The sequence below is a fragment of the Kitasatospora sp. NPDC015121 genome (genome assembly GCF_055562955.1).
This window is the reverse complement of the sequence record NZ_JBVHEH010000020.1, coordinates 1-21958: the sequence shown is the minus strand read 5'-3', so window position 1 is coordinate 21958 and position 21958 is coordinate 1. Positions and strand designations below refer to the sequence as shown.

Genomic DNA, 21958 nt, shown 5'->3' with positions numbered 1-21958 from the left:
CGTGCCCGAGTACGACCTGACCATCGACGTCCGCACCCATCCCGCGGGGGCGACCGTCGTCGTGCTCGCGGGCGAGCTGGACTACCACACCGCGCCGCGCCTGCACCGCGCCGTGGAGCGGACCGTTCCGACGCTGCCGATGGTGCTGGACCTCGCGCTGCTGCGGTTCTGCGACTCCCTGGGCGTCGCCGAACTGATCTTCGCGTTCCGCCGCGCCCAGATCGCCGGCACCTCGCTGGCCCTGGTCGGCACCACCCCGGACGTCGAGCGGCTGCTCGCGATGACCGGCCTGGACCGGCTGCTGCCCCGGCACGGGAGCGTCGACGCGGCCGTCGGCGCGCTGCGCCCGTACGGCTGATCCCGCGCTCACCCCTCCGGTCGGGCCGGTCCGTGCGGGGCCAGTTCGGGCTCCAGGCCGCCCGCGAGCGGCGGCACGGGTCGGCCGGTGTCGCGCCGCCAGCCCTCGAACGCCCAGGCGGTGGCGGCGACCAGGGCCAGGCCGAGCAGCCAGCCGCCCAGCACGTCGCTGACCCAGTGCACGCCGAGCGCGACCCGGGTGAACCCCACGCCCAGCACGCTCAGGGCGGCTACCCCCCGGGCCGCCCACCGCCACGGCGGCCGCAGCGCCGGGGAGAGCGCCAGCACCAGCACCGCGCAGCAGGTCGCCGCCGTCATCGCGTGTCCGGACGGGAACGAGAACCCCGGGGCGTGCGCCACCGGGTCGGGCAGCGCGGGCCGGGCCCGGGCGACGGCGGCCTTCACGCCCCAGCCGATCAGCCCGGAGGCGGTCACGGTGGCGGCCGCCCACACGGCCAGCCGCCAGGCCCGCCGCCACAGCAGCCAGGCGACGGCCGCCGCGACCAGCAGCCGCATCGTCACCGGGTCCCACACCCGGTCGCTGAGCGTGCGCAGCACCGACAGCGCGGCCGGGTGCTCGCGCACCGCCGCGTGCAGCCGTCGGGCCGCCCCGGCGTCGAGCCGGTGCAACGGCGCCCAGTTGGCCTCGATCAGCACCAGCAGCAGCGCGGTCGGCACCGCGGCCACCCCGAACGCGGCGACGGCGGCGAGCAGCCGCTCGCCCAGGCGCAGGTCGGCGGTGCGCGGGTCCACCAGGCGCGGACGGGTCGGTCGACGGATCACCGGGCCTCCTCGTGCTCGGACTCGTGCGCGGGCTCCTGCGCGGGCTCCTGCTCGGGCTCCGCTTCGGCGCCTTGCTCGGCGCCCTGCCCGGTGTCCTGTTCGGCCGGGGCCAGCGGGTCGGGCAGCACGGGGCCGGAGCGGCCGGTGCGGTCGGCCTCCAGCTGGGCCGCGAACGACAGGCCGAGGAACAGCGCGATCGCGGTCAGGTACGACCAGACCAGCAGCGAGAACAGGGCGCTGAGCGGCCCGTACACGGCGTCGAACGAGCCGCTCAGGCGCAGGTACAGGCTCAGCAGCCAGGTCGCCGCCAGCCACAGCACCAGGTAGACGCCGGCGCCGAACGCCAGCCAGCTGTACCCGGGTTGGCGGCGGCGCGGGGCCCGGCGGAAGACCACGGCGGCCGAGGTCAGGGTGAGCAGCACGCCGACCGGCCAGCGCAGCAGCGTCCAGGCCGCGGCGGTGCCGGGGCCCAGCCCGAACACCTCGTCGGCGGTCGCCGCGATCTGCGGCCCGGCCACCAGCACCAGGAAGCCGACGCCCAGCGGCAGGCCCGCGCCCGCCGCCATCAGCAGGCTGCGTCCGTACTTGCGCTCGAACGGCCGGTCCCGTTCGATGCCGTAGATCCGGTTCGCCCCGCGCTCGATCTGGGACATCGCGGTGACCAGGTTGGCGAGCGCGAATAGCGCGCCGAACCACAGCGCGAGGGTGCCGCCGGTGTGCTCCCGGCCCCGGTCGAGCACCTGGCGCACCAGGTCCGCGCTGGGCTCCGGCACCACCCGCTCGATGACGCCCGCCACCAGCCGCCCGACCGGGCCGCCGTGCAGCGAGGAGGCCAGGCCGACCACCGCGATCGCGAACGGCACCAGGGCCAGCACCACCTGGAAGGCCAGGGCCCGGGCGTGGCTGAACCCGTCGGCGTACCGGAACCGGAGGAAGGCGTCCCGCGCCAGCGGCCACCAGGACCGCCGCCGCAGCGTCCCGACCGCCTCGTCGGCGGACAGGTGCTCCCGGCCGGGCCTGACCCGGCTCGCGGTCCCCATCAGCCCACCTCCGCGCCGGCCGAGCGCACGGCGGGCCCGGCGGGTCGGTCCGTTCCGTCCTGCGCCGCGCCGTGCGCGCCGCCCGTCCCGCCCGTGCCGCCCGTCCCGGCGAACCGGGCGGTGCCGGCGAGCGAGGGGCGCGCGCCGGTCCGGGCGGCCGCTCCCCCGCCGGTTACCCCCGCCGTGGCCGGGTCCGGCGCGGCGGGGCCGGGGACCCGGACCAGGAGGGCGTCCGGGCGGGCGGTCAGGACCAGGGTCCGGCCCTCGCCGACCGGGTCACCGTCGCACTCGCGGGGGCGGGCGTGGGTGGCGGTCAGTTCGATGCGCCGGCCCCGGTGGTGTTCCAGCGGGGCGTCCGAGCCCGGGGGGCGGGTGCCGGTGAGGAGGGCGCGCAGGGTCCGCCACCAGCCGAGGAGGCCGTGCGGCCCGACCAGGACCAGGTCGAGCACCCCGTCGTCGGGGGTGGCGGCGGGCAGCAGCCGCACCCCGCCCTGGAGGCTGCCGACGTTGCCGACGACGGCCGTCCGCACCTGGCGGTGCAGGGGCGGGGCGTCGTCCACCCGGACGGTCAGGGCGAAGCGCCGGTCGCCGAGGTGCCGGGCGGCGCCGACCAGGTAGGCGGGCCAGCCGAGGCGGCGCTTGAGGGCGGGGCCGGTGTCGGCCATCACGGCGGCGTCCAGTCCCATGCCGGCCATGGTGGCGGCGGTCCGGGCGGGCAGGCCGTCGCCTTCGACGCGCATCAGGTCGATCCGGCGGGTGCGGCCGTCCAGGGCGGCTGCGAGCGCGGCCTCCGGGTCGGTGGGCAGGCCGAGGTTGCGGGCCAGCAGGTTGCCGGTGCCGCACGGGACGACCGCGAGGGTCGCGCCGCTGCCGGCCAGCGCTTCGGCGCAGGCCGTGACCGTGCCGTCGCCGCCGCAGGCGGCGACCAGCCGGGCGCCGTCGGCGAGGGCGCGTTCGGCTGCGGCGCGGCCGCAGTCGTCCGCGTCGCCGGGGAGGCGGCGGGGCGGCCGGTGGCCGTGGGCGACGGCGACGGCGGAGAGCCGTGCCAGCAGGTCGTCGTCGACGGAGACCGGGTTGTAGACCAGCGCGATCGGCAGCGCGTCGGTCCCGGCGGCCCGGGCGGGAGCGGCCTGGGTGCGGGGCTCGTGCGCGGACAGGGCCCGCCAGAGCACCCACAGGGCGGCGGCGCCGTTCAGCGCCCCGGCGACCACGTCACTGGGGTGGTGCATGCCCCGGTAGAGCCGGCTGGCCGCGACCAGCACCGGCACCGTCCAGGCCAGCGCGCACAGCGGCACCCGCCACCGTCCGCGCGGCGCGCGCAGCGCGAGCAGGCCCAGGCCGCCGTACAGGGCGGTGGCCGCCCCGACGTGGCCGGACGGGAAGCTGGAGGTGGGCAGCGCCCCGTCCAGCCGGAGGACGTCGGGGCGGGCCCGGTCCACCAGGTGGGCGGCGGTCACGAACAGCGTCGCCTGCAGGGCCACCGCCCCGGCGAGCAGCGCGGCGGAGCGCGGGCGGCGCAGGAGCAGCAGCAGGACGGCGACGACCGCGGTGACGGTCACGATCGCCGGGGTGAAGGCGAGCCCCGACAGCCAGGAGCTGACGGTGGTCAGCGCCGGGGTGCGGTGCTCGGCCAGCCAGCGGACCACCGTCTCCTCGCGCGGGTCCCACCAGCCGCCCGGCGGGTGGGTGACCAGCACGCCCAGCGCGAAGAGCAGCATCCCCTGGACGGCCGCCGCGGCGAGCGCGCCGAGCGCCGCCGCCCGTCTCTTGGTCCTCGTCATGGCACCCGTGTCCCCCGATCGGCGGTTTTCATCCCGATCCGCTCGGCAGGCGTCGTTTCCGGCCCACCGGGTAGCCGAGCGGCCGCCACGGCCGTCCGTTCCGATCGGAGGAACCCATGACCACCGAGACCGTTCCCGCGAGCGCGCCCGCTCCCTCTTCCGACCCCGCCGCGCTGCCGGGGGACCGGGGCCGGGCACTGCGCCGCCGACTGGAAGGCCTGCTGGGCATCGCCGCCACCGAGGGGAACCTGCTGACGCCGCTGCGCAACGGCGACGAGATCTTCCCCGCGATGCTGGAGGCCGTCGACGGGGCGCGGCGGACCGTCGACCTGATGACGTTCGTCTACTGGCGCGGCGACATCGCCCGGATCTTCGCCCAGGCCCTGGCCCGCAAGGCCGCGCAGGGCCTGCGGGTGCGGCTGCTGCTGGACGGGTTCGGCTGCCGGCTGATCGAACCGGAGCTGCTCGACCTGATGGAGTCCGCGGGCGTCCGGATCTGCTGGTTCCGCCGCCCGGTGCGGCTGTCGCCGTTCAAGCAGAACCACCGCTGCCACCGCAAGGTCCTGGTGGTGGACGGCCGGACGGCGTTCACCGGCGGGGTCGGCATCGCCGAGGAGTGGTGCGGCGACGCCCGGAACCCGGGCGAGTGGCGCGACACCCACGTCCGGGTGGTCGGCCCGGCCGTGGACGGCATCGCGGCCGCCTTCGCGCAGAACTGGGCCGAGTGCGCCCCCGGCACGCTGTACGACGAGGCGGACCGGTTCGAGGAGCACGAGCAGCCCGGCGACTCGGTGGTCCAGGTGGTGCGGGGTTCGGCCGCCGTGGGCTGGCAGGACCTGCAGACCCTGATGCGGGTGGTGATCTCCTCCGCCGAGCGGCGGCTGCGGCTGGCGACGGCCTACTTCGCGCCCGACGACTACTTCGTGGACCTGCTGTGCGCGGCCGGCCGGCGCGGCGTGGCCGTCGACCTGCTGGTGCCGGGCGAGCACACCGACAAGCGGGTGTGCCAGCTGGCGGGCGAGCGCCACTTCGGGCGGCTGGCCGCGGCCGGGGTCACGGTGTGGCGGTACGGGCCGACGATGATGCACGCCAAGGTGCTGACCGTCGACGGGACGGCCGCCGTGGTCGGCTCGGCCAACTTCAACCGCCGTTCGCTGGACCACGACGAGGAGGTGGTGCTGGCCGTGGTCGACCCGGAGTTCACCGCCGTCCTGGACCGGCACTTCGACGAGGACCTGACGCGCAGCGAGGCCGTCGCCCCGGAGCGCTGGAACCGCCGCGGCCTCGGCCTGCGGGCCCTGGAGACGGCCACCGCGCCGATCCGGCACTTCCTCTGAGATCGGCCGTGTACGCGCGAACTCCCTTGGAAGGCAACGGGTTTGGGAAAACCGAGCGGGGCAAGGCGGGGCTCATGAGACGGACAACCTCGGTCATATCGGTGGTGGCGCACGCCGTCGCCGCCATCCTGGTCATCTGGATCCTGCTGGACCTCTTCGAGGCCAACCAGGACAACGCGCTGGTGCGCTGGTTCCACACCGCCGCCGACTGGCTGGCCGGCTGGTCCCGCGGCCTGTTCACGGTCTCCAACCGGACGGTGCAGATCCTGCTCGACTACGGCCTCCCGGCCGTCGTCTACGTGGTCATCGGCAACCTGGTCACCCGTGGTCGCGCCCTCGACTGAGGCGGGGCACGGAGAGCGGCGGAAGAGGGAGGAGCAGTCATGACGGGAACGGCAGCGGGAGCGGGAGCGGGAACGGGAACGGGAGCGGCCGCCGAGGCGGGAACGGGCGGCGCGGCGCCGGCCCGGGCGGTACGGGTCGCGGGCCGGTCCGGCTTCGTGGCCCGGGGCGTGGTCTACGCCCTGGTCGGGGTGCTGGCCCTGCGGATCGCGTTCGGCGCGGGCGGGGAGGACGCCGACCGGCAGGGCGCGCTGCACCAGGTCGCGGTACGGCCGTTCGGCGAGGTGCTGCTGTGGGTGCTGGCCGTCGGGTTCGTCGGGATGGCCCTGTGGCGGGCCGCCACGGCGGTGTTCGGCGAGGGCGGGGAGAAGAAGACCGGCTCGCGGGTGCTGTCGGCCGGGCGGGCGGTCTTCTACGCCTCGGTCGCCTGGGGAACGGCCGCGTACGCGGCCGGGACGGGCGGCGGCTCCGACAGCGACACCGCCTCCCGGGACTGGACCGCCACCGTGCTGGGCTGGCCCGGCGGCCGCTGGCTGGTCGGCGCGGCCGGACTCACCCTGGCGGGCGTCGGCGTCGCGATCGCCGTCCGGGCCCTGCAGCGGCGCTTCCTGCGCAAGCTCGACACCACCGGGATGGACCCGCGCACCCGCACCGCGGTGACCGGCACGGGCGTGTCCGGCAACGTGGCCCGGGGCATCGTCTACACCGCCGCCGGCGTGTTCGCCGTGGTCGCCGCCGTCCGCTTCGACCCCAACCAGACCAAGGGCATGGACGACACCCTCCGCGCCCTCGCCACCAGCCCGGCCGGCCCCTGGCTGCTGGCCGCGGTGGCCGCCGGCCTGGTGCTGTACGGCGTGTTCTCCTTCGTCTCGGCGCGCTGGCGCCGCTTCTGACCCGTCCCGGGACGAGTCGTGGCGTTGTCCGCGCGCACCCCCCGGAAGGGGCCGCCGAGGGGTGCGCGCGGACACACGTCGTGGCAAGGTGAAAGGAGTTCACCGCGCCACACGTTCTGCCGGACAGCCATGAGTGCACACCACGAGGAAACCGGAACGGGCCGGGGGAGGTTCTCCTGGCGCCGGGATCGGAGCAGTTGGCGGGCTCACGCGGATGCCCGGATCGACTATCTCCGGGCCCATCTCGAAGCCGATCGGGGGCGCCTCTCCGGCACCTGGCGGACCAGGAGGGCACGGAGGGTGGACTGCCAGCTGCTCTCCCACGCGGCCGTCGTGTTGGAGGAAGCGGACGACGCGATCGCGAAGACCTCTTCCTCCTGGCACAACAGGGAACGGATCTGGTCGAGGATACATGTCGCCGAAGTCCTGATGATGGAGGCGAAACTCCATGACGACCCCATCGGTTCCAGTATTTCCCCCGCCCACGCACTGCTGAATTACTTACCGCCCTCCTCCCGACAGCGGGAGCTGGCGGAGTCCCTCTGCGAAAAGGTCATCTCCGACCCCTCCGCAGAGCTTTCGGAGAACGAACTGCGATTCCTCTCCGGAACACTGATAGAGGCCTACCGGGCCCGCGACGGATATTTCGTCAGAGTGCGGAACGTCCGGAAGGTGCTGTTGATGTCGACGGGCCTGACCTTCCTTCTGGTGGCGTCCGTGACGGTGGCGGTGCATTTCCAATTCATCCCGCCCATCGACCTGTGCTTCCACCCGGCCGGCCAGAACCCCCTCGACGACACCGTGTTCTGCGCGTCGGGCGGGCATCCGTTCCCGTTCGATCCGAAGTACGGCGACTCGACCAAGGATCTGATAGCCATCGAGGTGAGCGGGATGCTGGGCGCCGCCATGACCGCCATCCTCTCCCTGCACGCGTGGAAGGGCGGAGGGGTTTCCTACGCGATCCAGCTGGCGTCCGCCACGCTCAAGGTGCCCACCGGGGCCCTGGCCGCGCTGATAGGGATGGTGCTGATCCGGGCCTCGTTCATACCGGGGCTCTCCGACCTGGACAGCACGGCCCAGATCCTGGCGTGGTCCATCGTGTTCGGGGCCTCCCAGCACATCATCACCAGGCTGGTGGACAACAGGGTGCGGGACATCCTGCCGGCGGGCGAGCAGCCGAGGAGCTGACGGATCCGCGCCGCGGCCGGCCCGGCCCGGGCCCCCGGTCGGGGGCCCGGGCCGGGTGGTTCAGGTGACGGTGAGGGGCGGCTCCCAGCTGACGGTGGTGGGGTCGTGGGCGGCGTGGCGGGCGGCCCAGGTGTGCAGGGCGGTGTGGCAGGCGTGGTCGAGGTGGCGCAGGCCGGTCCAGTCGAGTTCGACGGCGCGGCCGGCCGGGAGGGCTTCGAGGGTGTCGAGGAGGCGGGGCAGCCGGAGGAAGGTGGCGTTGCCGCTGAGGCTGATCCGCAGCGGGCCGTCCGGGCCGGTGTCGGTGAGGTCGATGTGCAGCTGGGAGGTCTGCCAGGCGCTCTTGGCGACGGCGAGGGCGACGCCGATCAGGACGCCCTCGAAGAGGGTGGTGAAGACGATCGCGGCGGTGGTGACGGCCATGACGGCGAGTTCGCCCCGGTGGTCGCGCCACAGCGTGACGGTCTGCCGGACGGGGATCAGCTTGGCCCCCGCGTGGACGAGGACGCCGCCGAGCACGGCGAGCGGGATCAGTCCGAGGACGGCGGGCAGCAGGGCGGCGAACAGCAGCAGCCACAGTCCGTGCAGGACCCGCGAGGTCTTGCTGCGGGCCCCGGCCTGGACGTTGGCGGCGCTGCGGACGATGACGGCGGTCAGCGGGAGCGCGCCGAGCAGGCCGCTGAGGGCGTTGCCGATGCCCTGGGCGGTGAGTTCGCGGTCGTAGTCGGTGCGCGGCCCGTGGTGCATCCGGTCGACGGCGGCGGCGCTGAACAGGCTCTCCGCGGAGGCGATCAGGGAGAACGCGAGGACGGTGCCGAGCCCGGCGAGGCCGGTGACGGCGGCGAGGCCGTCCCGGGTGGGCAGGGCGACGGCGTCCAGCAGGCCGTCGACCCGGACCCGGGGGACGTCCAGGCCGAACGCGGCGGTGGCCGCGGCGGCGAGGGCGACGGCGGCCAGCGGCGCGGGCACCGCGCGGACCGGACCGGGCAGCTTCTTCCACAGCGTCAGCAGGACGACGGTCGCGGCCGCCATGACGAGCGCGGTGGTCGCGGCCCGGCCGGTGAACCAGTCGGCGACCAGCCCGGGCAGTCCGGCGATCTTCCCGCCGCCGCTGCCGGGCGCGCTCCGCCCGGAGACGGCGTACAGCTGGCCGAGGATCAGGATCAGGCCGATGCCCGCCAGCATGCCGTGTACGACGGACAGCGAGATCGCCCGGAACCAGCGACCGGTGCGCAGCAGGCCCATCGCTATCTGCAGCAGCCCGGCGGCCAGCACCAGCACGCCGAGCGAGCCCAGGCCGAAGCGCTGCACGGCGTCGAAGACCAGCACGGTCAGGCCCGCCGCCGGGCCGCTGACCTGGAGGCTGCTGCCGGGCAGCAGGCCCACCACGAGCCCGCCGACGATCCCGGTGACCAGCCCGCGTTCGGCGGGCACCCCGGAGGCGACGGCGACGCCCACGCACAGCGGGACGGCGACCAGGAACACCACCAGCGAGGCCGGCAGGTCGTACCGCCAGTGGGCGAACGCCCGGCGGAGGAGGCCGCCGGTGCCGGGGCCGGCCGTCCCGGCGCCGTCCGCGTTCCCGTTCTCGTTCTTGTTCTTGTCGTTCTGGATGTTCTGGATGTTCACAGCGACCGGTCCTCCCGGTTCGAAAGGACGGGGGCGTGGCAGGGCAAGGGCGAGCGCATCGGTGTCTCCTTCTCCGCCCGTCGGCGTCGAGGGCCGGACGGGGGCTGCGGTCAGGGCAGCGGAGCGAGCCGACCCGCCGTCAGGGCAGGCGGAGGCGGCCGGGGGGCGGAAGCCCCTCGACTCGTCTCGTCACGATCGGCTCGCGGAGCCCCTCAGCAGCGGAAGACCTGGATGCGCGCCAGCGCGGCCGGTCTCGACCCGCCGGCGACCGGCACCGGCCCGACGGGCCGCGGCCCGCGCGGGCGGCCGCTCGCGGCGTCCTCGTCCGGCCGGGCGCCGGCGCGGGCGGGCGGGCCGCCGTTCCCCCGGTGCCGTCCGGTGCCCCGTCCGATCGGGGCCTGCGCCTCGTCCTGGGGACCGCACTCGACGTGCTCCTCGGCGACGGAGGCGGCGGGCGGCCGGGGCGCCCGGGCCTGTGCGGGCGGGCCGGCCGTGAGCACGGCGAGCACGGCGGCGAGCACGACGGCGAGCAGGACGGCGAACCGCCCGCCCCATGCCGTACCGCTCCCGGCCATCCCCGTCTCCCCCGGTTCCGCCCGGCCCGGTCGCCGCGCCGTTCCAGCTTACGTGCGCGACGGCGGCGCAGGAGCGGCTTGCCGGATTCATGATTTGACGAACAACACGGAATCGCAAGGAACTTGACGGACAGTCAGTTCGTTGGGCCCCGCCCGCGGGAGCTACCCGCCGGTACGCGCCCGACCGGTCCGCACCCGGCTGGCGCGCCGACCCGGCCCGGCGGCGGGACGCTTGAGGTCCCGGCGGGTTCGGACCGGCGCGGGGCGGCGGGGGCGGACGACAGCGGAGGTGACCGGCGGTGCGCGACGAGGAGGAGGCGGCGGCCGGGCCCGCGGTGCTCGGCCTGCTGGAGGCCTCGCACCGGGCCGGGCCCCGGGACCTGCCGCTGCTGGTGCGGGACGCGGCCCGCCGGATCGGCCTCACCGGTGCCTGGATCTACCTGGCCGACGTGCAGGAGCAGTGCCTGACGGCGCTGCCCGTCCCGGCCGAGTGCCCGCCCCCGGACGGGCCGGTCGGCCCGGGGGTGCTGGACGTCGACAACTCGCTGGCCGGCCGCGCCTACCGCACCGAGACCGTCCGGACCGGCGGCGGCCCCGGCCCGGACGCGGTGGGCTGGGTGCCCCTGGTGGACGGCATCGGGCGGCTCGGGGTCCTCCAGGTCACCGCGCCCGCCCTGGACGCGGCCCGGCTGGCCGCCTGCCGGGCGCTGGCCGGCGCGACCGCGCTGCTGGTCGTCGCCAAGACGCCGTACAGCGACCTGCTGGTGGCCACCGGGCGGCGCCGGCCGATGACCCTGCAGGCCGAACTCGTCCGGGCCTTCCTGCCGCCCCGGACGATCGGCAGCCGGCTGGTCACCTCCAGCGCCGTGCTGGAGCCCGCCTACGACATCGGCGGCGACGCCTTCGACCACAACCTGGCCCGGCAGCGGCTGCACCTGACCCTGGTCGACGCGATGGGCCACGACCTGGCCTCCGGGGGCTGCAGCGCCGTCGCGATCGCCGCCTGCCGCTCCACCCGCCGGGCCGGGGGCACCCTGGCCGACATCGCCGAAGCGATCGACGCCGCGCTCACCCGGTGGATCCCCGAACGGCTGCTGACCTGCGTCGTCGCCGACCTGGACCTGGTCACCGGCGCCCTGTCCTGGATCAACTGCGGCCACCCGACGCCGCTGCTGGTCCGGCGGGGCCGGATCGTCCCGCACGCCCTGGCCCGCACCCCGCACCCGCCGCTGGGCCTGCCCGCCGGGATCCCGCGCACCACCCCGGCCGTCCACACCGCGCGCCTGGAGCCCGGCGACCGGCTGCTGCTCCACTCCGACGGCGTGACCGAGGGCCGGGACGCGGCCGGCGTCCCGTTCGGCGAGGAACGCCTGGTCGACGTGGTCTCCCGGGCGATGGCCGACGGCCTGCCCGCCCCCGAGGCGCTGCGCCGGCTGGTCCGGCGGATCACCGCCCACCAGGGCGACCGGCTGCGCGACGACGCCACCGTCCTGCTCACCGCCTGGCACCCGGACGGGCCGTGAAGCCCCGCGGCTCCCGGGGACTCAGCCCAGCCGTTCCAGCCGCCGCCGGGCCGGGCCCAGCGAGCGGCCGCGGCGGGCGGGCCGCCAGGGGTCCGGGGCCTCCAGGCGCTCCGCGAGGGTGGCGACGGTCCAGCGGCGGGCGGTGAGGCCGGGGTCGTCCAGTTCGTCCCAGGCCAGCGGGGTGGCGACCGGGGCGCCGGGCAGGGCGCGCACGGCGTAGGGGGTGACGGCGTTCTGGCCGTAGGCGTTGCGCTGGACGTCGAGGTAGAGCCGGCCGCCGCGGGCCGCCTTGCGGGCCTCGGTGGTGAGCAGGTCGGGGTGGCGCCGGGCGAGCACGGCGGCGGCGTCCCGGGCGAAGGCCCGGACCTCGTCGAAGGCCGCGGCGCGGTCGAGCCGGACGAGGACGTGCAGGCCGCGCGAGCCGGTGGTCATCAGGTCGGCGGGGAGGCCGAGCTCGTCGAGCAGGACGCGGGTCGCGGCGGCGGCCCGCCGGACCGGTTCGAAGTCGTCGCCGGCCGGGTCCAGGTCGATCACCAGCAGGTCGGGGTGGTCGGGCCGGTCGGCCCGGGCGAGCCAGCGGTGCGGGGTGACGCAGGCCTGGCCGACCAGGTAGAGCAGGGTGGCCAGGTCGTCGCAGACGGGGTAGTCGACGGTGCCGCCCGCCTTGGGCAGTTCGCTGCGGTGGATCCACGCCGGGAAGTGCCCGGGGGTGTCCTTCTGCACCAGCCGGGGGCCGTCGATGCCGTCGGGGTAGCGCTCCAGCATCAGCGGGCGGCCGCGCAGCTGCGGCAGGATCCGCCGGGCCACCCGGCGGTAGTGCGCGGCGAGGTCGGCCTTGGTGAGGGCGCCGCCGTCGCCCCCGTCCGCCGGGAACAGCACCTTGTCGGCGCGTTCGAGCCGGACGGTGCGACCGCCCGCCCGGAGTTCGGTCGTGGTCATGGCGTACCCCGCTCCCTCCTCGCCGGTGTGCGCCGCGCCTACCCCGCCGGGCGGGCCCGACACCCGGGCCGTGCGCGCACGGAGGGGCCCGGCCCGGGTTGTCGGGCCCGCCGGAACGCGTCCGGGTGCGGAGTGGGCCGGGCGGGGTGTGGGCTGGAGCCGATCGGGCAGCCGCGCGGGCAGGACGCGGTCCGGTCGCGGGCGGCGCTGCCGCGCCGTCCGGCCGGCGGAGGAAGGGTGAGCACGATGGTGAAGCCGGTGTGGAAGGGCACGCTGACGTTCGGGCTGGTGAGCCTGCCGGTGGCGCTGTACCCGGCGACCGAGTCGCACGCGGTGCGCTTCCACCAGCTGCAGCGCGGCACCACCGACCGGGTGCGGCAGCGGCGGGTGAACGAGCGCACCGGCGAGGAGGTGCCCTTCGCCGAGGTGGTCAAGGGCTACCAGGTCGCCGAGGGGCGGTACGTGGTCGTGGAGCCCGCCGAGCTGGAGGAGCTCTCCCCCGGGCGCTCCCGGACGATCGAGATCAGCGGCTTCGCCGACCTGGAGGAGATCGAGCCGGTCTTCTTCGACAAGACGTACTACCTGGGCCCGGCGGACCGGGAGACCGCGAAGGTCTACCAGCTCGTCGTGGAGGCGCTCGGCCACGCCCACCGGGCCGGGCTGGCGGTGTTCGCGATGCGCGGCCGGGAGTACCTGACGGCGATCGACTCCGTCGACGGGCTGCTCGAACTGCACACCATGCACTGGTCGGACGAGCTGCGCGACCCGCGCCGGGAGGTGCCCGACCTGCCCGGCCGGCGGCGGGACTTCAACCGGACCGAGTTGGCCGCCGCCGAGGAGCTGATCGACATGCTCGCCGTCGACTGGCGCCCGGACGACTACCACGACACCTACGAGGAGCGGGTCCGGGCCCTGGTCGAGGCCAAGGCCGAGGGCCGGGAGGTCGCGCTGTCGGCCGGCGCGGCGCCGGAGGCCACCGACCTCACCGAGCTGATGGACGTCCTGCGCCGCAGCCTCGACGAGGCCCGCGCGAAGGCGGGGCCGAAGGCGGGCGGCGGCCGGAGCTCCGGCGGGAAGGGGACCGTCGCGCGCAGGTCCGTCGGCCGGGCGGAGCCCGCGAAGCCGGCCGCCAAGGCGGCCAAGCCCGCCGGGCGGGCCGGGCAGGCCGGACGAGCCGGGCAGGCCGGGCCGCAGGGGCGGGCGAAGGCGAAGGCCCCGGCCGGGACGAAGGACCTCGCGACGGCCCGGAAGCGCGCCGGGGCGAAGCCGGCGGAGCCCGCGGCGGCCGTGGAGGACCTCGGTTCGCTCACCAAGGCCGAGCTGTACCGGCGGGCCGCCGCGCTCGGCGTCCCGCACCGCTCCACGATGACCCGCGACCAGTTGCAGCACGCGCTCAAGGCCGCCGCCCGCCCGCGCCGCGCCCTCCGCAAGGCCTCCTGAGGGCGGGACGGTCCGTCCGGCGCCCGGTCGGCCTCCGGCCGGGCGTCAGTCGGTCAGTCGGGCGTCAGTCGGTGGACAGCAGGTGGCCGAGCGGGCCGAGGTCGAGGTCGAGGTCCTCGGGGGTGAGGCCGAACCGCTCGCGGAGTTCGGTCATCCGCTGCTCCAGCGCCATCAGGGTCAGGCCCAGCCGCTCGACCTGTTCCTCGTCCAGGTCGCCCTGATCGATCCGGCGCAGCGCCTGGCGCTCCATCAGCTGCCGCAGCAGTTCGACCACCGCGAGGACGAGGGACGCGAGGTCCCGCCCGACCGTCTCGGGGTCGAGGTCGAGCCGCCGGGCCGGTCCGCTCACGGCGCCGCTCCGGGGACGTCGGCGGCCTCGACGGACCGGGTGGACTCGGCGGCCAGGGTGCGGACCGAGGCGATCAGGGCCCGCAGGCTGATCCGCACCAGGTCGACGTCGGCGATCGAGAGGGTGATCTCGCCCGCGATCACCACCCCGCCGGCCAGCACCCGGTCGAGCAGGTCGACCAGCGCGACGTCCTGCTGCCGCAACGCGGGCGGCAGCGGCGACGGCCGGTCGGCGGGGGTCACCGCGCGCCGTCCCCGGCCGGCGGGTCGACGGCGTCCACGGCGTCCACGGCGTCCACGGCATCGACGAAGGAGTACGGGGGCCAGGGCCCGGTGGGTTCCAGCCGCAGCACGGGGGCGTGCCGGTCGTGCAGGCCGAGCACCGCGCGGGCGAACTCCGCCTCCCGGGCGCGGTCCACCAGGTAGGCGCCGTTGAGCAGCATCGGGTCGCGGACGCCGGTCGCCTCCGGCGGCTGCGGCGGGTGCTCGGCGCTGTCGGCGGCGAGCGCGGCCAGCGCGAGGTGGATGTCGCGGGCCCGCTCGGCGGCGTCCTCCAGCGTCCGGGCGGCACGGTCGCGGGTGGCGCGGCGGCGCAGCAGGTAGGCGGTGCCCGGGCGGTCGGCGGGCGGCTGGTCGGCGGGCGGGGCGTCCCCGTCCGGCGGGGTGGTGCGGTCCAGGTACGCCTTGACGCCCCACTCGGTGCGGTCGGCGACGCGGGCCAGGGCGGCCCGGAACGCGTCGGCGTGCGCCGTGAGTAGGGCGCGGACCCGGTCGTCGTCGCGGTAGACCGTGCCGAAGCGCACCGGGAGGGCGCCGGCGGCGGTGACCACCGCGTGGTGGGCGCGCACCGCGCGTTCGAGCCACTGCGGGTCGCGCAGGTGCTGCTGCAGTTCGTCGGTGTCGAAGTCCGGGGCGGGCACCGTTCCGACGACGGCGAGCAGCCCGTCGGCCCCGACGGTGCGCGGACGTTCGCCGGCCACCCCGGCGGGGGCGTCCGGTCCGGGGCCGGCCGGGGCGAGCGCGTACAGCCAGGTGCGGGTCACGGTGCCTCCCGCCGTCGGGTGCCGCCGCCCTTCCGCGCGGGGCGGCGCGGCGCTTCGGCGTCGGCAGCGGCGGATTCGGCTTCGGGTCCGGCGCCGGGTTCGGCGTCCCGGGAGCGGGCGGCCTCCAGTTCGCCCAGGCGCTCGCGCAGCAGGCGGTTCTCCTCGGCGAGGTCGCGGCCGCGTTCGCCCGAGGAGAGGGTGGGGTCGTGCTCCCACCAGTCGATGCCCATCTCGCGGGCCCGGTCGACGGAGGCGATCAGCAGTCGGATCCGGATCGTCAGCAGTTCGATGTCCAGCAGGTTGATCCTGATGTCCCCGGCGATCACGATGCCCTTGTCGAGGACGCGTTCGAGCAGGTCGGCCAGGTTGGCCGGCTGCGGCGCGGCGGAGGTGCCGGGTCCGGCGGCGGGCACCGCGCCGGTGCCGCGCCACGGGGTCGGGGTGCTCACGGTCCCTCCCCTCCGTCGGCGAAGCGGCCGCGGGCGTAGCGGTCCTCCCGGTGGTAGGCGAGCAGTTCGCCGTCCCGGTCGAGGTCCACCCGGTAGAGGGCCAGGATGTCGGTGGTGTCGGGGATCCGCCGGCTCTCCACCACCTCGATGCCGACCCGCCAGCCCTCCTCGGTGCGCTCCACCGAGGTGACGCCCTCGGGGCTGCGCCCGGTCATCGCCCGCACCTGGGCGGCCGCCCGCCCGGCGGCCTCGGCCACCCCGATCCGCGCGCCACCGGCACCACCGCGTTCGTCCCGCTCGTCGGGCTCGTCCAGCTCGTCGGACTCGTCGGGCTCGCTCTCGGCGGGATCGGGCGGGGGCGCCTTCCGACGGGACGCCGGGCGCCGGGGGGCGGCGGCGGGTTCGTCCCCGTCCGGGGGGCGGCGCCGCCGTCGGGTCGGGCGGCTCTCCTCCGCACGGGTCTCCTCCGCACGGTCCTCGTCCGGGCGGTCGTCGTCCGGACGGCGGGCTCGCGGTGCGGACACGGCTCACACCTCCCAGCCCTCGGTCGGCGGCAGCAGCCGCCGTACCAGTTCCGCCTCCCGGGCGGCGGCTTCCGGCTCGCTGATCGTGCCCGCCTCCCGGGCGGCCTGGACGTCCAGCAGGGCGCGGCGGACGGCGGCCGGGTCGTGGAGTTCCCGCCAGGCCTGTTCGTGCAGCTGCTCGGCCAGCCACACCACGCCCCGGACGGGGGCGAGCGGCAGGGTGAGCAGGCCGGTGATCAGTCCCATGACTGGCGTCCCTGTGCGTCCATGAGCTGGGAGGCGAAGTCGTAGGGGGCGAGCGGCCCGAGCAGCCGCAGGTCGATCCGGCCCTCCCAGTCGGTGCCGAGCGTGTCCGCGGCGTGTTCGAACTCCGCCCGGCGGTCGACGTCGACCAGGAAGGACGCGGTGACGGGCTGGTCGGCGCCGGGCTCGGCGCGGGTCATCGCCGCGGCGTACGGGCCGAGCGCGGCCACCAGGTGGTCGGTGTCGGCGCGGCCGCGGGCGACCAGTGCCTCGGCGACGAGTTCGCCGAGGCGGATCTGCCGGAGCCGGGAGGCCTCCCCGGACAGGGTGGCGGCCTCCTCGCGCAGGCGGGCGATGTCCGGGCGCTGTCCGACGATCTCGCGCAGCACCCGGTCCTGCCGGTAGACGCCGCGGGCGGTGAACTGGGCCAGGCCGGCCAGGTCCTCCAGCGCGGCCTGGAAGCGTTGTTCCTGCGGGGCGAGCAGGTCGTCGACGACGGCCGCCCGGTCGCGGACCACCGCGCCGAACCGGAACGGCAGCACGGCGGTCCCGTCCGCCACCATCCCGTCGAGCACCCGGGCGTGGGCGATCAGGTCCTGCGGCGTACCGAGCGGGCGGGCGGTGTCGATCCCGCTGACCAGGGCGGCCAGTTCCCGGTGGCGCACCAGGGCCACCGGCGCGGGCGGGTCGCCGACGCCGACCGCTCCGTCCGGCCCGGAGGCGTCGGCCGGGACGATCCCGTAGACGTAGCAGGCCTGCTGCTCGGCCGGGTCGGTGCCGTTCACCGCTCCCGCCCCTTCCTGGTGCCGGCCGCCCGGGAGCGACGGCGGGGCCGCTCCTCCCGCTCCTCGTCGACCTCGTCCGCGTCATCCCGGTCTTCGTCACCGCCGCCGATCAGGCCGGACACCTTGTCCTTGACGCCTTCGAGCGCACCGCGGGTCTTGTGCCGGGCGCCGCCCTCCTGCATGTCCTTCACCAGCTCGGGCAGCCCCTCGCTCTTGTCGTCGTTCGCCAGGTCGAGCCGGTTGACCGCCTCGGCGAAACGCAGGTAGGTGTCGACGCTCGCCACCACGATGCGCGCGTCGACGGTCAGCAGTTCGATGCCGACCAGGGACACGCGCAGGTAGATGTCGATGACCAGGCCCTTGTCGAGGATCAGGTCCACGACGTCGACCAGGCCGGCCGAGGAAGGCCGGGAGATGTAGTTACCACCACCGGATCGCGGGGAGACGGTCACCGGGCTCACCTCCTCCGCGAGGACGTCCGGCGGGAGCCGCGCCGCGCCGGGCGCTCCTCTGGCTCCTCTTCTTCTTCGCCCTCTTCGTCCTCGTCCTCTTCGTCCTCGTCCTCTTCGTCCTCGGGCTCCTCGTCGTAGTCGTCCTCCGGTTCCTCCTCCTCGTCCTCGGGCTCCTCGTCGTAGTCGTCCTCCGGCTCCTCCTCGTCCTCGTAGTCCTCCGCGTCGGTCTCCTCGTCCTCGCCCTCGTCCCCGTTGTCGTTCTCGTTCTCGTCCTCCTCGTCCTGCAGCGCGTCCTCGTGCGAGCGGACGACCTCGCTGTCCCGGATCTCGCCGCGCCAGCCCTCGACGCCCTCCTGGTCGAGGATGGTCCGGGTCATCACGTGGCGGCGGAAGTGCTTCAACTCCAGTCGGGCGCGCCTGCCCTGGGCGCGCCACAGGTTGCCGACCCGCTCGAACATGCCCTGCGGGTGGTACTCGAGGACGACCAGGATCCTGGTCAGGTTGGGGGCGAGTTCGTGGAACGTCACCACGCCGTCCGCCGAACCCTTCTCGCCCTTCGAGCGCCACACGATCCGCTCGTCCGGGACCTGCTCGACGATCGTCGACTCCCAGGTGCGGTGGGAGAGGAAGATGCCGGCCTTCCAGCTGAGCTTGTTGTCGGAGGACTGGTCGACCTGTTCGACGCGCTTGGTGTACTTCGGGAAGTCCTGGAACTGGGTCCACTGGTTGTAGGCGACCCGGACGGGCACGCCGACGTCGATCTGCTCGACGATGTTGGTGACCTTGGTCTCCTTGCCGCCGCCCCCGCCCTTCCCTCCTCCGCCCCCACCGCCGCCGAGCTTTCCGGTCACGGCCTGTTTCACCCCGGACGCGCCCGTCTTCAGCAGGGTCTTCGCCATCGAGGGACCGCCGCCGTCTCCGCCCCCTCCCCCACCCCCGTTGGCGACGTACTCGACGAGGCGTTCGGTCACCGCGCCGACCTTGTCGCCCGCCGCCGCGACCGCGCGCTCCCCCAGCGCCGACACCAGTTCACGGGTCTGGCTCATCAGTTGCTCGGTGGGCAGCGCCTCCATCACGCCGCCCGAACCGCCCTTGTCGTCATCGGACCGCCTGGCCATCGCCGTTCACCCCGTCTTCGTCTTCCGGGCCGACGCCCGCGTTCCGGTGCTCTTGGCGCTCCTGGTGCTCTTCCGGGCGGACGCCGAGCTGCTTCCGGTCGCCTTGCGCGGCGCTGCCTTCTTCTTCGCGGCACTGCTCGCGCGGGACGCCGTCCGCCGGCGGCGCGGTGGTTCCTCCTCGTCCGGCTCGTCGTCCTCATCGGACTCGTCCTCGTCGGACCCGTCGTCCTCGTCGTCCTCCGGCGCGTCCTGCTCCTCGTCCGGCTCCTCGTCCTGCTCTTCGTCGCGGTCCTCGTCGCGCTCCTCGCCCTCGTCCTGGTCCTCGTCCTCGTCCCGGCCGCGCCCGGCGGTGCGGTCGCGGATGGCCTCGGTCTGTTCCTGGAGCCGGTCGGTGAGGGCGCCCATCCGGTTGCCCGCGGCGGTGGCGAGGGCGTTCTTGCCGGCTTCCGTCAGGTCGCCCCGCATCTCGTCCACCAGGCCGCGCAACTGCGGGGAGGACTCCATGAGTTGGCCGACCAGGACGCCGGGATTGGTACTGAGCTTCTTTCCGGCCGCCATGCCGGCCAGGGCCAGCGCCCAACGGGCCTTGCGCCAGCGCCCGAGGAAGTAACCCGCGACTACGGCGGCTGCCAGTTTCGAATTCTTCATGGGAGTTCCCCGATGGGGCGAGAAGGCGTCGGACCCGGCCGGGACGGCCGTTCCGCTTCGACAGTCGTACCGCCTACCCGAGCCGCCGGGAACAACACACTCATATCTCCACGTATCGGGCATTCATCGCGGAGCACGGGGTAAGCGCCCGGGCGTCGTGGACCCGCGCGGGCGGGTCCACCGGAGCGGAAGGAGCAGGTCATGAGGGTCGACGCGCTGGTGCTGGCGGAGGCGGAGTCGAGCGGTCCGCACCTCCTGGTGGTGATCATTCCGGCGCTGATCATCGTCGCCCTGCTGATCGGGGCGTTCGTCTGGGGCAGCCGCCGACGGAACCGCCGACGTCCTCCGGCGGCGCCGGGTCCCGCCGCTGAGCGGGCCGGTTCCTGGAGCACGCCGGACGGCGAGGAGTCGGGTCGGACCGCTCCCCCGCGCGGCGCGAACGGCCCGTACGAGCACTGACGGGCCGTCGTCCGGGGCCGGTCGATTTCGACGGCCGACCGTTGCGGGCCGGGATGTCGGGCATACGTGCGACGTATCCGGAGGCTCTGGACGTTCGAGGAGGCGGTCTGCGGTGGTGGTGCTGTGTCTGGGGGCGGTGGCGGGTTACCTGCTCGGCGGGCTGCTGACGGCCCGGGCGGTCTTCCGGCGGGAGCGGGAGCGCTTCCTCCGGGCGGCCGCCGGGCGGGCGGTGGCGGACGAGCGGCTGGTGCACCGGTTCGAACGGCAGGAGCGGCAGCAGACCGAGGCGTTCGCGCTGTGCGCGGGCGCGCTGTGGCCGGTGGCGCTGCCGGCCATGGCGCTGCACGGCCTGGTCGGGGCGGTGGCGCTGGACCGCGGCCGAACCGGTGTCGTGAGGCGGCCGGACCCGGCCGCGGTCGCGGCCCGGATCGACGAGCTCGAACGCGAGCTCGACCTGGGCGGCCTCGTCCTCCCCGTCCCGCTCGACATGCCCGTCCCGCTCGACATGCCCGTCCCGCTCGACGTCCCCGCCCCGCGCGGGGGCGTTGCGCCGTCCGGTGGATCCGGGGGGACGGAACGGCGCGCCGGGGTCGCCCGCGCCCGCTCCCGGGGATCGGCTTGAGAGATGCCTGACGACGAGAGCGTGACTCCCCCGCTGAACCTCGGCGAGCGCCTGCTGGAGCAGTTCCTGACCGCCGGCCGCACCCTGGACCCGCGGGACGCGCCACGCTTCGCCGAGCAGTACGCGCACGCCCTGGGCCTGGGCTCGGCGGCCGTGTACCTGACCGACATCCAGCAGCACCGGTTGGTCGCCCTGGCCGAGGGGCCGGACCTGCCGATCGACGGCACGCTGGCCGGCTGGGCGTTCCGGACGGGGTCGATGCGGGTCGCCGAGGACGAGGGGGCGGGGCTGGTGGCCTGGTTCCCGCTGACCGACGGCGCCGAGCGGCTGGGCGTGCTGGGGCTGCGCACGCAGTCCCTGGACCGGGAGGCGGTCCGCCGCTGCCGGCTGCTGACGTCGGTGCTGGCCATGGTGATCACCTCCAAGCGGGACACCAGCGACAGCTACGCGCACGGCACCCGCGCGGACACCATGAGCCTGCCGTCCGAGATGCTCCGGGCCTTCCTGCCGCCGCGCACGGTCTGCACCGACCGCGCGGTGTCCACGGCCGTGCTGGAGCCGGCCTACCGGCTGGGCGGGGACGCGTTCGAGCACTCGCTCGCGGACGGGGTGCTGCACGCGGCGGTGCTGGACGCGATGGGCCACGACCTGGCGTCCGGCCTGACCGCGGCGCTGGCGCTGGCGGCCTGCCGCAACGCGCGCCGCAACGGCGCCGACCTGCCGGACCTGGTGGACACGATCGACCGCGCCCTGCACGACTGGTTCCCGGACCGCTTCGCCACCGGCGTCTTCCTCCGCCTGGACATCGCCACCGGCACCCTGCACTGGGCCAACTGCGGGCACCCGCACCCGCTGCTGATCCGTTCGGGCGTGGTGGTCGAGGGCGCGCTCGACGGTCCGGGCGAGCTGCCGCTGGGGCTGGGCCACTACACCGGCGGGCCGCGGACCGTGCGGACCCTCTCGCTCAAGCCGGGCGACCGGCTGCTGCTCTACACCGACGGGGTGGTGGACGCGAAGGGCTCCAACCACGAGTTCTTCGGGCTGGCGCGGTTCACCGACTTCGTGATCCGGGCCGCCGGGGCCGGGGAGACCGCGCCGGAGACGCTGCGGCGGCTGATGCACGCGATCCTGGAGCACCAGGACGAGAACCTGACCGACGACGCCACCATCATGATGATCGAGTGGCAGCCGCTCTCCCCGCCGCTGCTGGACGACACCAGGCCGCGCCCCTCCCCCTGGTGACCGCTCCCCTGGTGACCGCCGACTCCCCCTGCTAGCTGGACACCGACCGGCGCGTCAACGGCGGAGGCGGGGGGGGGGGGGGGGGGGCGCCCCCCCCCCCCCCCCCCCCCCCGGGGGGGGGGGGGGGCGCCCCCGCCCCCCCCCCCCCGGCTCCACCGCCTCGGAAATCGGCCCGGAATTCACCGGGGCAATTCCACCGGG

Annotated in this window: 26 protein-coding genes; 10 read left to right on the top strand and 16 right to left on the bottom strand. The window is 75.5% G+C overall.

Features of this window, described 5'->3' with window-relative positions; translation table 11 throughout:
- The first annotated feature begins 1 nt into the window (after window position 1).
- On the top strand, window positions 2–358 hold the full coding sequence (locus tag ACZ3J7_RS27680) for an STAS domain-containing protein (protein ID WP_465625616.1): 357 nt from the start codon (window positions 2–4) through the stop codon (window positions 356–358).
- A gap of 8 nt (window positions 359–366) precedes the next feature.
- Here the strand turns inward: ACZ3J7_RS27680 and ACZ3J7_RS27675 are convergent, their stop codons facing one another.
- Genes ACZ3J7_RS27675 through ACZ3J7_RS27665 form a run of 3 tightly spaced genes read right to left on the bottom strand, consistent with a single transcriptional unit; the run spans window position 367 to window position 3961 of the window.
- Window positions 367–1140, bottom strand: a complete 774-nt coding sequence (locus ACZ3J7_RS27675) for a phosphatase PAP2 family protein (RefSeq protein ID WP_465625614.1) — start codon at window positions 1138–1140, stop codon at window positions 367–369.
- On the bottom strand, window positions 1137–2180 hold the full coding sequence (locus tag ACZ3J7_RS27670; RefSeq protein WP_465625613.1) for a YihY/virulence factor BrkB family protein: 1044 nt from the start codon (window positions 2178–2180) through the stop codon (window positions 1137–1139). Before ACZ3J7_RS27670 ends, ACZ3J7_RS27675 begins: the two co-directional genes overlap by 4 nt.
- Window positions 2180–3961, bottom strand: a complete 1782-nt coding sequence (locus tag ACZ3J7_RS27665) for a bifunctional phosphatase PAP2/diacylglycerol kinase family protein (RefSeq protein WP_465625611.1) — start codon at window positions 3959–3961, stop codon at window positions 2180–2182. Before ACZ3J7_RS27665 ends, ACZ3J7_RS27670 begins: the two co-directional genes overlap by 1 nt.
- Window positions 3962–4077: 116 nt before the next feature.
- Here ACZ3J7_RS27665 and ACZ3J7_RS27660 point away from each other — a divergent pair, with 116 nt between their 5' ends.
- From ACZ3J7_RS27660 to ACZ3J7_RS27645, 4 genes are all read left to right on the top strand, one after another.
- Window positions 4078–5298, top strand: coding sequence for a phospholipase D-like domain-containing protein (locus tag ACZ3J7_RS27660; RefSeq protein WP_465625609.1), 1221 nt, complete (start codon window positions 4078–4080; stop codon window positions 5296–5298).
- Window positions 5299–5372: 74 nt separating this feature from the next.
- On the top strand, window positions 5373–5642 hold the full coding sequence (locus ACZ3J7_RS27655; RefSeq protein WP_465625607.1) for a hypothetical protein: 270 nt from the start codon (window positions 5373–5375) through the stop codon (window positions 5640–5642).
- A gap of 39 nt (window positions 5643–5681) precedes the next feature.
- The gene (locus ACZ3J7_RS27650) at window positions 5682–6533 is read left to right on the top strand and encodes a DUF1206 domain-containing protein (RefSeq protein WP_465625605.1); all 852 of its coding nucleotides are present in this window, start codon (window positions 5682–5684) and stop codon (window positions 6531–6533) included.
- Window positions 6534–6833: 300 nt separating this feature from the next.
- On the top strand, window positions 6834–7721 hold the full coding sequence (locus tag ACZ3J7_RS27645; RefSeq protein WP_465625603.1) for a hypothetical protein: 888 nt from the start codon (window positions 6834–6836) through the stop codon (window positions 7719–7721).
- Window positions 7722–7781: 60 nt separating this feature from the next.
- On the opposite strand, the gene ACZ3J7_RS27640 is transcribed toward ACZ3J7_RS27645, so the two are convergent.
- Both ACZ3J7_RS27640 and ACZ3J7_RS27635 read right to left on the bottom strand, forming a co-directional pair.
- Entirely contained in the window at window positions 7782–9221 is a 1440-nt protein-coding gene (locus tag ACZ3J7_RS27640; protein WP_465625784.1) for a SulP family inorganic anion transporter, read from the bottom strand.
- A 338-nt stretch (window positions 9222–9559) separates the two neighbouring features.
- Window positions 9560–9922, bottom strand: coding sequence for a hypothetical protein (locus tag ACZ3J7_RS27635; RefSeq protein ID WP_465625601.1), 363 nt, complete (start codon window positions 9920–9922; stop codon window positions 9560–9562).
- A gap of 299 nt (window positions 9923–10221) precedes the next feature.
- On the opposite strand from ACZ3J7_RS27635, the gene ACZ3J7_RS27630 reads away from it, so the two are divergent.
- The gene (locus ACZ3J7_RS27630) at window positions 10222–11445 is read left to right on the top strand and encodes a PP2C family protein-serine/threonine phosphatase (protein ID WP_465625599.1); all 1224 of its coding nucleotides are present in this window, start codon (window positions 10222–10224) and stop codon (window positions 11443–11445) included.
- A 21-nt stretch (window positions 11446–11466) separates the two neighbouring features.
- Here ACZ3J7_RS27630 and ACZ3J7_RS27625 read toward each other — a convergent pair whose 3' ends face one another.
- Window positions 11467–12384, bottom strand: coding sequence for a DNA polymerase domain-containing protein (locus ACZ3J7_RS27625; protein WP_465625597.1), 918 nt, complete (start codon window positions 12382–12384; stop codon window positions 11467–11469).
- Window positions 12385–12630: 246 nt separating this feature from the next.
- Between ACZ3J7_RS27625 and ku the strand changes: the two genes are divergently transcribed.
- A complete protein-coding gene (gene ku, locus ACZ3J7_RS27620) occupies window positions 12631–13824 on the top strand; it encodes a non-homologous end joining protein Ku (protein ID WP_465625782.1) in 1194 nt (397 codons plus the stop codon).
- A 64-nt stretch (window positions 13825–13888) separates the two neighbouring features.
- On the opposite strand, the gene ACZ3J7_RS27615 is transcribed toward ku, so the two are convergent.
- Genes ACZ3J7_RS27615 through ACZ3J7_RS27570 form a run of 10 tightly spaced genes read right to left on the bottom strand, consistent with a single transcriptional unit; the run spans window position 13889 to window position 19434 of the window.
- Entirely contained in the window at window positions 13889–14173 is a 285-nt protein-coding gene (locus ACZ3J7_RS27615; protein ID WP_465625595.1) for a gas vesicle protein K, read from the bottom strand.
- Window positions 14170–14415: a gas vesicle protein gene (locus tag ACZ3J7_RS27610; protein WP_465625593.1), complete on the bottom strand. Its 246-nt coding sequence runs from the start codon at window positions 14413–14415 to the stop codon at window positions 14170–14172. Before ACZ3J7_RS27610 ends, ACZ3J7_RS27615 begins: the two co-directional genes overlap by 4 nt.
- Window positions 14412–15215 carry a GvpL/GvpF family gas vesicle protein gene (locus ACZ3J7_RS27605; protein ID WP_465625591.1) on the bottom strand — a complete coding sequence of 268 codons (804 nt, stop codon included), beginning with the start codon at window positions 15213–15215 and terminating at the stop codon, window positions 14412–14414. Before ACZ3J7_RS27605 ends, ACZ3J7_RS27610 begins: the two co-directional genes overlap by 4 nt.
- Entirely contained in the window at window positions 15212–15664 is a 453-nt protein-coding gene (locus ACZ3J7_RS27600) for a gas vesicle protein (protein WP_465625589.1), read from the bottom strand. Before ACZ3J7_RS27600 ends, ACZ3J7_RS27605 begins: the two co-directional genes overlap by 4 nt.
- The gene (gene gvpO / locus ACZ3J7_RS27595) at window positions 15661–16188 is read right to left on the bottom strand and encodes a gas vesicle protein GvpO (protein ID WP_465625587.1); all 528 of its coding nucleotides are present in this window, start codon (window positions 16186–16188) and stop codon (window positions 15661–15663) included. The genes ACZ3J7_RS27600 and gvpO overlap by 4 nt, the downstream gene beginning before the upstream one ends.
- A gap of 3 nt (window positions 16189–16191) precedes the next feature.
- Window positions 16192–16434, bottom strand: a complete 243-nt coding sequence (locus ACZ3J7_RS27590) for a gas vesicle protein GvpG (RefSeq protein WP_465625586.1) — start codon at window positions 16432–16434, stop codon at window positions 16192–16194.
- Window positions 16425–17216 (bottom strand): GvpL/GvpF family gas vesicle protein, encoded by a 792-nt coding sequence (locus ACZ3J7_RS27585; protein WP_465625584.1) that lies wholly within the window; start codon window positions 17214–17216, stop codon window positions 16425–16427. The genes ACZ3J7_RS27590 and ACZ3J7_RS27585 overlap by 10 nt, the downstream gene beginning before the upstream one ends.
- Window positions 17213–17668 carry a gas vesicle protein GvpJ gene (gene gvpJ / locus ACZ3J7_RS27580; protein WP_465625582.1) on the bottom strand — a complete coding sequence of 152 codons (456 nt, stop codon included), beginning with the start codon at window positions 17666–17668 and terminating at the stop codon, window positions 17213–17215. Before gvpJ ends, ACZ3J7_RS27585 begins: the two co-directional genes overlap by 4 nt.
- A gap of 5 nt (window positions 17669–17673) precedes the next feature.
- Window positions 17674–18786, bottom strand: coding sequence for an SRPBCC family protein (locus ACZ3J7_RS27575; RefSeq protein WP_465625580.1), 1113 nt, complete (start codon window positions 18784–18786; stop codon window positions 17674–17676).
- 6 nt (window positions 18787–18792) lie between these two features.
- A complete protein-coding gene (locus ACZ3J7_RS27570; protein ID WP_465625578.1) occupies window positions 18793–19434 on the bottom strand; it encodes a hypothetical protein in 642 nt (213 codons plus the stop codon).
- A 201-nt stretch (window positions 19435–19635) separates the two neighbouring features.
- Here ACZ3J7_RS27570 and ACZ3J7_RS27565 point away from each other — a divergent pair, with 201 nt between their 5' ends.
- The 3 genes from ACZ3J7_RS27565 (at window position 19636) to ACZ3J7_RS27555 (ending at window position 21757) form a co-directional block, all read left to right on the top strand.
- Window positions 19636–19893 (top strand): DUF6479 family protein, encoded by a 258-nt coding sequence (locus ACZ3J7_RS27565; RefSeq protein ID WP_465625576.1) that lies wholly within the window; start codon window positions 19636–19638, stop codon window positions 19891–19893.
- A 112-nt stretch (window positions 19894–20005) separates the two neighbouring features.
- The gene (locus ACZ3J7_RS27560; RefSeq protein ID WP_465625575.1) at window positions 20006–20515 is read left to right on the top strand and encodes a hypothetical protein; all 510 of its coding nucleotides are present in this window, start codon (window positions 20006–20008) and stop codon (window positions 20513–20515) included.
- Between the two features lie 3 nt (window positions 20516–20518).
- A complete protein-coding gene (locus ACZ3J7_RS27555; RefSeq protein WP_465625573.1) occupies window positions 20519–21757 on the top strand; it encodes a PP2C family protein-serine/threonine phosphatase in 1239 nt (412 codons plus the stop codon).
- The last annotated feature ends 201 nt before the right edge of the window (window positions 21758–21958 follow it).